Genomic DNA, 14,068 nt, shown 5'->3' with positions numbered 1-14,068 from the left:
TCCGCGATACATGAAATTAACAACTCGATCTGTGATAGTCAAAAATAATGTTTTGACATGGGTTATCAATCATGAACACTATTAAGTGCTTATGGTTTTGGTAATTAGTATAATTAATGAGAAAAAAATGTCGGGTAATATGAAGGATTGATATTCCGGTTTAGCTGAGCTTTTAGCAGGGTCAAAAAACAGAAAAGCGGGTACATGGAAAAACCAGCCCCGCTTTATCTAAAAACATTTTCTGACAGTGATTAAGCTGCAGAGTTTTTCTTTTCAGTAACTTCTTTACGGATATCCGTAGCCAGCACTTTTAATTGTTGCATAGCGTTACGCAGCCTTGTACCGGCAGCTTTGTTACCTTTTTCATAAAAGCTTGATGCATCAGCTTCTGCTGCTGCGATAACTTCTTTCACTTTTTCGAAATTTATCATTTTTTTATTTTTTAAGGCCGCAAATGTAGGGAATATAAGTTTATAGGTAAAATTGGCTTTTTATACTTAAAATATTCCGTTGCGGGGTAATTAAACAGTAAAGCCTTCCCGCATAAACGGAAAGGCTTTGCTGTTATTATGAATAGCTGTTATTTAACCGCCCATTCATGGATGCCGGTCGAGTTATCAACCGGTAACTGAATTTCCATCCGTAAAGCGGTAGTAGCCACAGGTTCAAAGGTAACCACGTTAAAGCTGTCTTTATTTACTGTGTAGGGCGTAGTGTTTTTTACCGGAACCCATTGGCCGTCTTTTTTATACAATATCTTGTACGATACCGGGATGCGGCAACCGCCCCATGGGCCATCATCATACCAGTAAACTTTTGATTCGCTTACGGTATGCTCGGCATCAAAATCGTACTGTACAAACTCATTGGTGTTTTTAGCAGGCCACCAGTGCAGGTAAGGGTAGTTAGTATCTTTTGAGTCGGCAGGTTCATACTGATCTTTTATAGCTGCAAACATGCGTACGTTTTTTAACGAGGCGCTAACCTTACTGGTGCTGGCAATGGTAGGTGCCGGTTTAGGGCGTACTGCCGAAGTTTCATACGGGATCCAAACGGTCATTTCACTTGGCCCCCGGTTAGCCCAGGCGTAGTAGGGGATAGCCTTCACTATTTGGTCGGTTTGTAAAATGCTGTCGGTTTTTAGCTGGCGTTTGGCGCTTTTACCTTCTGCGCTGATCACATCTACACCGTTAAGCAGGTCGGCATGGTAGTTGGCATCGGCAATGGCATTTTTGTTGATTAATATGTTTTGCACCAGGCTATCCCTATTATCAGGGCCTTCAAGGCAATAAACAATAGGGCCGCGTTCAAAAGCAAATCTGCCCCTGTCGTCCTTAACCTGTTGGTTAGCCAATACTTTTTCGGTTTCCATCGGTAATAAAAGCGACACTTTATCGCCTTTTTTCCAGGTACGTTTCAATACCGCATAACCTTTTTCTGTTTCAAATGATTTTGCCTGCCCGTTGATCATCAGCGTAAGCGGGAAGGATTTTTTATCCATAAAGGTATACAGATCGCCGGGTACAGGCTGCTGCTTTGCCCAGCCTGGGATGCGTACCCTTAAAGTAAATTCGCCGGTTTTATCGGGGTTAACGGTGATATCAACCCTGCCTTTCCACGGGTAATCTGTTTGCTGTACAATGTTCACGTTGCCCGAAGTAAGTTTGATATTACTTGAGTTGCTCATGAACAGGTTAATGTACAGGTCGTTTTTGTTTTTAGCATAAACATAGCCTGGCAACGAAGGTAAGAAGCGGGTCATGTTGCTGATACAGCAGGCACAGCTGATCCATGCGCTGCGCTGATGCTGGAACATCGAGGCCAACGGATTAGGGTAAAAGAACCTGTTGCCACTTAATGATACGCCCGATAATAAACCGTTGTAAAGCGTTCTTTCCAGTACATCGATATATTTTGAATCGCCGTGCAGCAAAAACATCCTGTTGTTCCAATAAACGTTGCCAATGGCCGCACAGGTTTCAGCATAGGCCGACATGTTAGGCAACTGGTACGCTTCGCCAAAAGCTTCGCCCGCGCCTGTTGCACCAATACCGCCGGTTATATACAGTTTCTTGGTTACTACATCGCTCCAAATATCATCAATGGCTGCCAGGTATTTGGTATCGCCGGTCAGGGCAGCAATATCGGCCATGCCGGTGTACATATAGGCTGCGCGTACAGCGTGGCCTTCGGCTTCGTGCTGATCAATTACCTTTTTATCGGCCTGGTTGTAGGCATCGCCTTTAGGGCCGCGCACATCTAAAAAGAATTTAGCCAGATCAAGGTATTGCTTGTTGCCAGTAACACGGTACATTTTTGAAAGACCGATCTCCACTATCTGGTGACCGGGATACTCTTCGATTTTACCCGGCCCGAAGGTTTTAACCAGCAGGTCGGCATTTTTTATGGCGATGTTGAGCAGTGTGCGTTTCCCGGTTGCCTGGAAATGGGCAACGGCTGCTTCATATAAGTGGCCGCAATCATACAGCTCATGGCTCAATATTTCTTCATTCACCCAGCGCTTGTCGCCTATCCATTCATGAGGCTTTTTTGCATTAACGGTTCGGAAAGTGTACAGGTAGCCATCAGGCTCCTGGGCTGCACCGATAATAGTGATGAGGCTATCGATAGATTTATCAAGTTGCGGGTTCTTCTTATTCTGCATGGAATAGGATGCACCCTCAATGGCCTTGTACACATCGGTGTCATCAAACGGAAACTCGCTTAACTTATCGCCGTCGAGCTTTTTTGCTGCGCGTAAAAAGTTATCCATGCGACCGTTGGCTTTACATTGCGCCAGTACATACGGAATAGTAACATTGGCATTTACCTCCATTTTAGGCTGCCAGAAATTATCATTTACATGTACACTGGTAAAGGCAACCGGCTGGATTGGGTAATCCTTTTGCTGCGCCAACAAAGGGCTTGTAAATGCTGCCAGCGAAAGAGAGAGCAAACAGGCAGTTTTTCTTGTATTGATCATGATTTTAAATTTCTTTATTGTTTAGTTTTTAACCATCCGGCTGCCGTAAACCGGGCCCGCGCTATTCTCTTTTTGCGGCAATAATTTTACAGTCACTTTTTGTTTTCCTTTTGTTAATTCAATAGGGAGGGTGTAGCTGATATCGTAAAAACGGCTTTCCTTGTACTGGTTCAAATCTTCTGTAGCTAATTTTACGCCATCAATCAGGATATCAAATTTTCTGCCGCGGTTGTCCATGCCCCAATAGCTGTTGATGAGGGTGTTTTGAGCATTGGCATCAACCTTCATTTCATATTGCAGGTAGCCCCCGTTTTCTGTCGACCGCCATTTTTTTTGATGATCTTCGCCGGTAATGGCGTTTTCACCACTGAAGTTGTGATCGCGCTCGGGCTGCATTTCGCCTATGCGTAAAATATCCATAGTGCGGGCTTCCAGTTCCTGCTGTTTTTTCTTTTGCTCGTCATAAGCTTTTTGCTGCACAACCCAGGCCTGTGGTGTAAATACGTCCCAATAAACAGAATAGTATTGATTTTGAGTTTGATTGAAGGGGATCAAAGTAACTTCCTCAGGCTTTGAAATATTCACCGTGCGGAAGCTCAATTGCTTTTTATCAACCATTTGCAGCCATTGGTTAGGATCTGTTTCGCTGGTCACAAAAACAGGAACCCCCTTCAACGGATCGGGCTCGGTATTACCTAAAACACCGGCAAGCAATACAGGGCCGTAAAATACGGCACGCCTGTTGGTATTATCGGGCATGGCTTCGGTATAAAGCTTTTCGGGAGTAGTAAATTCAATTTTATCGTTGTTGCTCCATTTGCGGTTTAACACGATATAGCCCTGATCGTCTGTTGTTGCTGCCTGCGCTTTTCCGTTGATGCTGATGGTAGCGTTACTTGTCCATCTTGGCTTGCGGATGCGGATAGCCAGCGTAACCGGCTTTTTAGTGTTAACCGTAAATGCAATGTGGTCATCATTAGGGAAGCTGTTTTCCTGTTTTACCGATATCCCCTTTGACGCCCAGTTAAGTACCGATGGAATAAACAGGTTTACGTATAAACTGCCATCGGACCCTTTAAAATAAATGCTCTCATTGTATTTAACATGGTTTTCCATGCCCGAGCCAACGCAGCAGGTAAAATCATCAAAGGGGGTACTGTAATGTTTGGTGCCGCCCATTCTGAGCGGTACAAAGTAGCACATCATACCATCGGCATGGTTTTGCGAGGCAAGGATGTGGTTATACAATGCTTTTTCGTAATAATCCATCAACATAGCCGAAGGCTCAACCGCAAATAAATGCCGGGTTAATTTCAGCATGTTGTAGGTGTTGCAGGTTTCGGTAGTGTTTTCGGTAAGCTTATCGTTCAGCTTGTCAGCATCGCTCAGGTATTCGTAATTACTGTTACCACCTGTTGCATAAGAGTGGTGGTTAACAATGGTTTCCCAAAAGAAATCGGCTATGGCTTTGTCTTTTTTATCGCCGGTAAGCTCATACCGGCGGGCACTGGCTATAATTTTAGGGATCTGGGTGTTGGAATGTTTGCCCGGCAGGATATCCTGTTTTTGTGATAGGGGATCAAGCACCTTTTTATCATAAAACTTGTACGAAAGCTCCAGGTATTTTTTATCACCGTTGATGGCATACAGATTGGCCAATGTTTCGGCCATGCCGCCGTATTCGCATAGCAGCATTTTTTGCAGCTTTTCGTCATCAAGGTTTTTGATGGTTTCGCCTGTCCAGTCGGCCATGCCTTTGCATACTTTTAAGGCTTCGGCATTGTTGCAATATAAATAGGCATCGAGCAAACCCGCCATAATCTTGTGTACGGTATACCAGGGCGACCAGCCGCCATTGAGGTCAAAACCACGTGAACGGATCTCGCCTTTGGCAACTTCGGCCCAAACGGTATCTTCTTTGGGGATAGCGCCCACGTAGCCGGTTTTACGGGCAACCTGGCATTCATCAAGCTCTTTAACTATATAGTTTACGCGTTTTAAAAATTCAGGATCGCGGGTTGATGCATAATGCATGGAAATGGCCGACAGGTAATGCCCCAGCGTATGCCCTGCCAAACCCGATGATTCCCAGCCCTCATACATTTTACCTTTAGGCGTAAGACCCGAGTGTGAGCGGAAGGCCGAGAGCAACCTGTTGGGATCGATAGACAATAAATAAGCAACATCGGCATCCATTGCTTTTTTAAAAGGGCCCTCCAGCAATTGAACATCCTTTAAATTAAAAGAATAAGCTTTAACCGGCACCACCGGTTTTACTTTTATCCGGGTATCGTTCCATTCGGGTACGTAGGATTGCGCCTGTATTGTTTGTGCCCCCGCTAAGCAGGCTACGAGGCATAAGTTCAATTTAAACCACTTTTTTATGAGCATGATATGTTTGTGTAACGTTAAGAATAACTGTCAACTAAATTAGTGTGTTTTGCACAATTATTTTAAATGATATTTTGCAGTTGATAGCAGGATTTTACCCATTTTTTTAACGTATTGGCTATTTATAGTAAGTTTCTTAGTGACGGGAAAGGCTTCGGCAAAATATTAACGTATTTACAAGTTTCATATAAATATAATAACAAATTAATGCTATTGTAACAATAATGTTAATATACGGGCAGTATTGGCAAATTTCTTAAAAAAATAAGGGGCGGTGCGCGGATAGTTTTACGTGTCTGAAATACAGCGTGTAATACATAGTTTTTAACCCCAAATTTTAATTTATGAAGTTTAAACAATTACTAAAGAGGTTCATTTTGCCTTTACTAAGTGTGTTTGTGTTTTGTTACAGCACTTATGCACAAACAGTAACATTAAAAGGAAAGGTAACCGACGAGAAGGGCGAGCCTATAGCCGGCGCTTCCGTTAAAATAAAAAATACAAACATTGGCTCCGTTACCAATGGCAGTGGTATGTTTAGTCTTAACTATACCGGGCAAGGCACGCTAATGGTAACTGCCATCGGTTTCACCGGGCTGGAGGTTAAGCTAACAGGCCAGGCACAGGTTAATATAGCTTTAGCCGAGGATAACAAAGTGCTGAACGAAGTGGTGGTTACCGCGTTGGGTATAAAACGCGATAAAAAGATCCTGACCTACAGCACCCAGGAAATTAAGGGGGAGTCGCTTACACAATCAAAGGAGCCCAACCTTGTAAATGCTATTGCGGGTAAGGCGGCCGGTGTGCAGGTAACCAGTTCATCGGGTACGCCGGGCAGTTCATCAAGGATAGTAGTGCGTGGTGGATCTTCATTTTTTGGCGATAATCAGGCTTTAATGGTTGTTGATGGTGTGCCGGTTGATAATTCCGAAACAGGTAACCTTAACTCAGGCCCGGGAACTAACCGTATTGCCGATATTGATCCATCTATCATTTCCAATATCAACGTGCTTAAAGGTGCGGCAGCTACTGCGCTTTACGGTTCAAAAGGTGCAAATGGCGTTATTATTATCTCTACAAAAAATGGAGCGTTAAATAAAAAGCCGCTCATTACTTTTTCTTCTGATTTTTCTTTTGAAAAGCCTTTATTGCCGCAAATTCAGAGCAAATATTCGCAAGGCACAAACGGTATTTATTATGATGGTGTAACACAAAAAACCAGTACCTCATGGGGCGCCGAAATGGATACCCTGAAAATAAACGGGCAGCCCGCAAAAGTTTATAACCAGTCGGACATATTTTTTAAAACCGGTCATACTTACAATAACACGGTTAACATAGGCGGTGGCGGCTCAAATTCTACTTACCTGGTTTCCTACTCCAATTTAAATCAGCAGGGTACCGTTCCAACTACCAAATTTTTACGTAATACCTTCTTTGCCAAATACAGTGCACAGGTATTGAAAAACCTGAATACTACATTTCAGTTAAACTATACCAATTCACAAAACGACAGATTGCCCGAAGGCTATGCCCTGGAAAGCCCGGTATGGACAATTTTTACCGCACCGGTTTCGTACAATCTGCAACCCTATTTAAATGCCGATGGCACCCAGCGTTTATACCGCTTTTCGCGTAACAACCCGTATTGGGTATTGGATAACATCAAAAATCATTCAAGCGTAAATCGGTTTTTACCAACCTTTAATGCCGATTATAAGCCATTACCATGGTTAACCGTTACTGAGCGTTTTGGCGCCGATGTTTATACCGAAATGGACAGATATCATGAGTCAACCCAGTCGGTATCAAACCCTAACGGCAGGCTGGTTGATAATAACACCACCTTCCGCCAGTACAACAACGATTTTATGGTAAGTGCCAATAAGCAGTTTGGTGATTTTAATCTTGATGTTTTATTGGGTAATAACATTTTCTCCAGCTATTCAGAAAATACATACGCCAATGGTGTAGGCTTAACTGTACCGGGCTTATATAACATGGCTTCGGCATCAACAGTTACTTACAAAGAAGCTTCCTACCTGCAACGCAAGGTTGGTTTTTACCTGCAATCAAACATCGAGTACAAACGCTTCCTGGTATTGTCGTTAACAGGCAGGTACGATGGTAACTCGGTGCTGTCAACCGATCATAACTTTTACCCTTATGGATCGGCTGCAACAAGCTTTATATTTTCAGAGTTTTTTAGCCCCGAGTTTTCAAAAATCATGAACCTGGGCAAGTTAAGGGTATCATACGGTACTGTAGGTAATGACGGCAGCATAAGCCCTTACAGCTTGTTAACAGCTTACAACAGCGCTACTATCCGTAACTTAACGTTCCCATACGCAGGCCAGTCGGGTTTCTTAATATCAGATGTATTGGGTAATGCCAACCTGAAAAGTGAAAGGATCAACGAATTTGAGGCTGGTTTTGAAGCAGGTTTCTTTAACAATCGTATCAGCCTTGAGGCTTCGTTCTACAGCAAAAAAACAATTGATGGTATTATCCCATCAGTATCAATTGCTCCGTCAACCGGTTACTCTGCAACAAGTGTAAACTCCGCGGTGATGCAAAACAGGGGTATCGAGGTGTTGTTAAATGCATCGCCGATAAAAACGCGTGATTTTAACTGGGACCTTACCTTAAACTTTACCCGCAACCGGAACAAAGTAATATCTATTTATAAAGATCAACAGCAATTGGGTAACGGTTTTACCAATATTATTGTTGGTCAGCCTTATGGTGTTATATACGGTACCCGCTATGCACGTAACGCGGCAGGTAAATTATTGATTGACGATTCGGGCCTTCCTTATGCCGATGATACACAAGGTATAGTAGGTAATATTAACCCTAACTGGCTTGGCGGTATCAATAACAACTTTAGGTATAAACAATTTAACTTCAGCTTCTTTTTTGATATTAAACGCGGTGGCGATATCCAGAACAACGTTGATGGCTACGGATACTTTTACGGCACACCAAAAGTTACCGAAAACCGTGGTTTACGCGTAGTAGATGGTGTAAATGCAACTACCGGGCAGCCTAATACTGTTGCGGTTAACGGCCAGGCTTATTATCAGCGGGCAAACAGCGTTCTGGAATCGGTAATCCAGGATGGCAGCTATGTTAAACTGCGTAACGTTAGTTTAGGCTATACCTTAAAGCCATCATGGTTAAGCAAAAGCCCTTTCAAATCGGCAACATTTAGCGTAACCGGCCGTAACCTTTGGATCCACGCGCCGCACTTTACCGGCGGCGACCCGGAAGTTAGCTCATTTGGCTCATCAAACGGTTCACAGGGGATCTATTCATTCTCAACTCCAACTTCCAAATCAGTTGATTTTAGCCTGAAAGTTACCCTATAATTTAAAATCATTAATAAGAAATTGTCATGAAAAATAAATATATCACGTTAATAACATGCGCGTTGGTAAGCTTTACGGGTTGTAAAAAATACATTAACGTAAACCAGGATCCCAACAGGCCAATAGATGTTAAAGAATCACTGATCCTTGCCCCGGTTGAGGCCGCAATATCACAAAATATTACTGCTGCCGGCGGGGGGAACCTTGCCATAGTATTACAGCAATACCTGCAGGTAATAGCTTTGAACCAGGTGCCGCCCAACTTTGGTACTTACCTCATGTATCACCAGGATATGGATGGCGACTGGTACAACTTTTATGTGCAGGTAATGAACAACCTTGTTTTGCTAAACAAAAAAGCCGAAGCCGATGGTAACACCAATTACGCTGCCATTTCAAAAGTATTGCTTGCTTATACCCTTGGCTCCGCTACCGATGCCTGGGGCGATGTACCATACTCAAAAAGTTTTGGAGGTACAGCTAACCTTACCCCAACTTATGACAGCCAGGAAGCGGTTTACACGCAGATCCAAACCTTGCTTGATGATGCGATAGCCGATATTGCTAAAAACAGTACCGTAGTACCATCTGGTGATGATTATTACTATACCGGCGATATGAGCAAATGGAAAAAGGCGGCTTACACGCTAAAAGCGCGTTATTACATGCACCTTACCAAAGCACCTGGTCATACAGCTGCAGCACAGGCACAACTGGCCCTTACCGCTCTTCAAAACGGCATGGTGAGTAATGATGACGACATGAAAATGCCTTTCAGCGGTGCGGCAGGTGCCGAAAACCCATGGCAGCAAAACTTTTTGCCGGGCTCAACCCTTGTATTGGCATCCACATTTGTCGACGGTTTTAAAACCAGGAAAGACCCGCGTTTATCAAAAATGGTAGCCCCTGCAATTGAAACCGGGTTATACACAGGTCGTCAGATAGGCTTAGAAGATATCGGCAGTTTGGAATCGTATTCTTTAGGAGGTGCTTTTTATGCAAGTACAAGCTCAAATAACTATATTGTTACTTATTCGGAAGCGTTATTTTTGAAAGCCGAAGCTACATTTGTAATATCGGGCGCTACGGCAACGCAGCCTGTTTATTTGCTGGCGGTTAAATCGCACATGTCAAAACTGGGTATTGCCGATGCTGATGTGGCTACTTACCTGGCTTCGAGAGGGACGCTTACCAGTGCTAACGCCATGCAGCTGATCATTGAAGAAAAGGTTGTAGCTAATTTCCTGTCGATGGAGAACTATACCGATTGGAGGCGTACTGGCTTCCCGGCTTTAACTAAAGTTAAAAATGCCTTGTCGGATATCCCGCGCAGGGTCTTGTATCCTCAGTCGGAGATGACTGCAAACCCGCGGCCGCAGCAAAGCGCTAAGCTTACCGACAGGGTTTGGTGGGACGCGCAATAGACATTATTTAGCAGGCAACAGGCGCGTATAGGGCATTATTGGGTAAAATACGGTTAATGTCTGCTAAATTGTTAAATTAAACTAATTCAGTACTATTTAATTTTGTGAAAAATATTATACAATGATAACTTTTGATTGGAAAGGCGTACTCCCTGCAGTAACTACTAAATTTACAGATAATGACGAGCTTGACTTTGAGGCTTTTGATATAAACCTGAATGCCCAGCTTGAAGCCGGTGTTGACGGTTTTATATTAGGCGGCTCATTAGGTGAAGCAAGCGTTTTAAGCGATGACGAAAAATTTGCGCTGCTTGCCCACACCGTTGAATTTGTTAAAGGTACAGTTCCTGTTATATTGAACATAGCCGAGCAAACTACCAAAGCGGCTGTTGCTTATGCTCAAAAAGCTTTTGATAAAGGCGCCGATGGCCTGATGTTATTGCCGCCTATGCGTTACAATAGCGAAGCCCGCGAAACGGTTGCTTACCTAACAACTATTGCAAAAAGTACCCAACTGCCAATCATGATCTACAATAACCCGGTTGATTATAAGATTGAGGTTACTTTGGATATGTTTGAGGAGCTTGCTGCTTATGATAACATCCAGGCGGTAAAAGAATCAACCCGCGATGTATCAAACGTTACCCGTATGATCAATCGTTTTGGCGACAGATACAAGATCTTTACCGGTGTTGATCCGCTGGCTATGGAAAGCCTTGTGATGGGTGCTGACGGCTGGGTGGCAGGTTTGGTTGATGCCTTCCCTAAAGAAACCGTTGCCATTTACCGTTTGGTTAAAGCAAAAAGGTACGATGAGGCTTTGGCTATTTACCGTTGGTTTTTACCTGTACTTGAGCTGGATATTCATCCTAAACTGGTACAATACATTAAATTGGCCGAAGTTGCAACCGGTATAGGTACCGAAAATGTACGCGCGCCGCGCTTGCCATTAATTGGTGCAGAGCGCGAAAAAGTTCAAAAAATTATAAATGATGCACTTGCCGCAAGGCCCGAATTGCCTGTAGGCAGTTGGGGTAAATTAACCGAAGTAGCGTTATAATAACAGATGGCAAGTAAAACTTTCTTTTGTGTTGATGCCCATACCTGCGGCAATCCGGTAAGGCTGGTAGCCGGTGGCGGCCCCACGCTTAAAGGGGATAACATGAGCCAGAAACGTCAGCATTTTTTAAAAGAGTATGACTGGATCAGGACTGGCTTAATGTTTGAGCCTCGGGGCCATGATATGATGTCGGGCAGTATCCTGTACCCGCCTCATGATCCGGAAAACGATGTTGCCGTTTTGTTTATCGAAACCAGTGGCTGTTTACCTATGTGCGGTCACGGTACTATCGGCACTATAACCATTGCTATTGAGGAAGGGCTGATCCAGCCTAAAACTCCCGGTATAGTACGCATGGAAGCACCTGCCGGTCTTGTGCTTATTGAGTACAAGCAGGAAGGTAAAAAAGTAACATCTGTAAAACTCAGGAACGTGGCTGCTTACCTTGCCGCTACTGATTTACAGGTAGAATGCCCTGATTTAGGTACGCTTACCATAGATGTATCATACGGCGGTAACTACTATGCTATTGTTGATCCTCAGCCTAATTTTAAAGGCATTGAAGATTATACCGCAGGGCAGCTGATAGCCTGGAGTCAGGTGCTGCGCAAGCGCATCAACGAAAAATACCAGTTTGTGCATCCGCAGGATCCTACTATCAATACCTGTACCCATGTCCTTTGGGCCGGTGCAACGCTATCAGCAGATGCTACTGCACGTAATGCGGTATTTTATGGCGATAAAGCCATCGACAGATCGCCTTGCGGAACAGGTACCTCTGCCCGTATGGCGCAATGGTTTGCCAAAGGTAAACTTCAGGTTGGTGAACCTTTTATTCATGAAAGCATCATCGGCAGTAAATTTATCGGCCGTGTAGAAGAAGTAGTTAAAATCAATGATTTTGATGGCATTATACCAAGTGTAGAAGGTTGGGCCAAAGTTTATGGCTACAACACCATCAAGATAGATGATGATGATCCTTATGCTCACGGTTTTCAGGTGATATAACATTATCCCCAAACGTCATTGCGAGGAACGAAGCAATCCCCGATTGGCAGGTCCGCCCTGTATAGTTTGGGATTGCTTCGTTCCTCGCAATGACGTTGGCGTTTAACTGTTTTAATTAATAATTTTCTAAATAAAGCTTTCGGCGTTCAGCCTTAAGCTTTCAGCTTAAAATAAAAAATGGCAAAGGTGCTGATAATAGGAGGTGGGATAGTAGGACTTAGTTCGGCTTATTATTTACAAAAGGCAGGGCATGAGATTATTGTGCTTGATAAGGGCGATATGACCGATAGCTGTTCATACGGTAATGCGGGCATGATAGTGCCAAGCCATTTTATCCCGCTGGCAACACCGGGCATGGTTTCGCAGGGTATCAAATGGATGTTTAACAGCAAGAGCCCGTTCTACGTAAAACCATCTCTAAACCCCGAACTGATATCATGGGGATTGAAATTTTTAAAGAAAGCCAATACCGCGCATGTTGAAAAATCAGCTGTTCCTTTAACGGAGCTTTCCCTGCTCAGCAAAAAACTTTATGAAGATTTGAGCAAAGAACCCGGCTTTGATTTTGACTTGGTGGAGAAAGGCATCCTTATGTTTTATAAAACCGAAAGGGCCGGCGAAGAAGAAGCTCACATGGCCGAAAAAGGCAGGGAGTTAGGTTTGGATATGGCTGTGCTTAGCGTCGATGACTGTAAAAAGTTACAGCCAAAGCTTGAACTTGATGTGTTGGGCGCGGTACATTACCGCTGCGATGCGCACCTCTCGCCAAACAAACTAATGGCTGCTTTGATCAAACACCTGAAATCAGTTGGTGTAAACCTGGTAACCAATAAAGAGGTTACCAAAATTGAAACCAAAGATAGTAAGGTAAGCAAGGTAATATCCTTTAATGAAGAGTTTACTGCCGATGAATATATTATTGCAGGCGGCTCATGGTCGCCGGCCATTGGTAAATTGTTAGGTATAAAAATCCTGCTGATGCCGGGCAAAGGTTATTCGTTCAACGTAAAGGATAACAGCGAAATCATGCACATCCCGGCATTACTGGCAGAAGCGCGTGTTGCTATAACGCCGATGAACGGTGGTTTACGCTACGGCGGTACTATGGAGCTTGACAAGATCAACGACCGGATCAACATGAACCGTGTAAAAGGGATTGTTGAATCGGTTCCGAAGTATTTCCCGGGTTTAAGACCTACAGTTCCTGAGCAAAAGGATATTTGGTTTGGTTTCCGCCCTTCATCTGCCGATGGATTGCCTTATATCGGTAAAAGCAAGCAGTATGGTAATCTTACTGTTGCAACGGGGCATGGCATGATGGGTTTAAGCCTTGGCGCCGCAACCGGTTTGCTGGCAAGTGAAATTATATCAGGTAAACCAGCCTCTATCGATATCAAAGAATTTGCTCCTGAAAGATCTTAATTTAAACAATTGATTACCCTTCCGGCTTGTTGGAAAAGCAGAACCGTTCATCAATCATGATGAGCGGTTTTTTGCTTTAACAGGTACTTGTTTTATTACCTGAATCATAAAAAATGCCTTAAGAGCGGGCTTTCGGCGTAGATTAGATGGTTTTCATGAAATGTTTAATAGTTGTTTGTTAAACAATTAAAAGTATTTTATTCGGTCGAATTGACCGTGGATCAACTATAGTTTTGCCTTTAAGTGTTTATATAACATTTAATTGAATTTTTGTGTGTTGGATAAATGCAGGTTTTTCGGTCAATTTTTGCAGGGGTATCAACCATAAATTATCAAATATTGCCCGTATTTTACCCTTTTAACTTCATTTGTTGGTAAATTAAGTTAAGTAATTGTAAATTCAACAAGT

Annotated in this window: 8 protein-coding genes; 5 read left to right on the top strand and 3 right to left on the bottom strand. The window is 43.4% G+C overall.

The window, feature by feature from the left end; genetic code table 11:
- Nucleotides 1-251: 251 nt before the first annotated feature.
- The 3 genes from ACFFGT_RS01495 to ACFFGT_RS01485 all read right to left on the bottom strand — a co-directional run bounded on the left by ACFFGT_RS01495 (nucleotide 252) and on the right by ACFFGT_RS01485 (nucleotide 5,374).
- Entirely contained in the window at nucleotides 252-431 is a 180-nt protein-coding gene (locus ACFFGT_RS01495) for a BF3379 family histone-like protein (protein ID WP_377020720.1), read from the bottom strand.
- A 149-nt stretch (nucleotides 432-580) separates the two neighbouring features.
- Complete coding sequence (locus ACFFGT_RS01490) at nucleotides 581-2,983, bottom strand: glycoside hydrolase family 127 protein (protein ID WP_377020719.1); 2,403 nt, start codon at nucleotides 2,981-2,983, stop codon at nucleotides 581-583.
- 21 nt (nucleotides 2,984-3,004) lie between these two features.
- Nucleotides 3,005-5,374: a beta-L-arabinofuranosidase domain-containing protein gene (locus ACFFGT_RS01485; RefSeq protein ID WP_377020718.1), complete on the bottom strand. Its 2,370-nt coding sequence runs from the start codon at nucleotides 5,372-5,374 to the stop codon at nucleotides 3,005-3,007.
- A gap of 344 nt (nucleotides 5,375-5,718) precedes the next feature.
- On the opposite strand from ACFFGT_RS01485, the gene ACFFGT_RS01480 reads away from it, so the two are divergent.
- From ACFFGT_RS01480 to ACFFGT_RS01460, 5 genes are all read left to right on the top strand, one after another.
- Nucleotides 5,719-8,745: a SusC/RagA family TonB-linked outer membrane protein gene (locus ACFFGT_RS01480; protein ID WP_377020717.1), complete on the top strand. Its 3,027-nt coding sequence runs from the start codon at nucleotides 5,719-5,721 to the stop codon at nucleotides 8,743-8,745.
- Nucleotides 8,746-8,771: 26 nt separating this feature from the next.
- Entirely contained in the window at nucleotides 8,772-10,169 is a 1,398-nt protein-coding gene (locus ACFFGT_RS01475; RefSeq protein ID WP_377020716.1) for a SusD/RagB family nutrient-binding outer membrane lipoprotein, read from the top strand.
- A 121-nt stretch (nucleotides 10,170-10,290) separates the two neighbouring features.
- Nucleotides 10,291-11,229 (top strand): dihydrodipicolinate synthase family protein, encoded by a 939-nt coding sequence (locus ACFFGT_RS01470; protein ID WP_377020715.1) that lies wholly within the window; start codon nucleotides 10,291-10,293, stop codon nucleotides 11,227-11,229.
- A gap of 6 nt (nucleotides 11,230-11,235) precedes the next feature.
- A complete protein-coding gene (locus tag ACFFGT_RS01465) occupies nucleotides 11,236-12,237 on the top strand; it encodes a 4-hydroxyproline epimerase (RefSeq protein ID WP_377020714.1) in 1,002 nt (333 codons plus the stop codon).
- Nucleotides 12,238-12,414: 177 nt separating this feature from the next.
- Nucleotides 12,415-13,659, top strand: a complete 1,245-nt coding sequence (locus tag ACFFGT_RS01460; protein WP_377020713.1) for an NAD(P)/FAD-dependent oxidoreductase — start codon at nucleotides 12,415-12,417, stop codon at nucleotides 13,657-13,659.
- Nucleotides 13,660-14,068 lie beyond the last annotated feature (409 nt).

Origin of the sequence: Mucilaginibacter angelicae (assembly GCF_042434235.1) — a bacterium.
GTDB classification, from domain to species: Bacteria; Bacteroidota; Bacteroidia; order Sphingobacteriales; family Sphingobacteriaceae; genus Mucilaginibacter; species Mucilaginibacter angelicae.
This window is presented reverse-complemented; position numbering and strand designations above follow the sequence as displayed.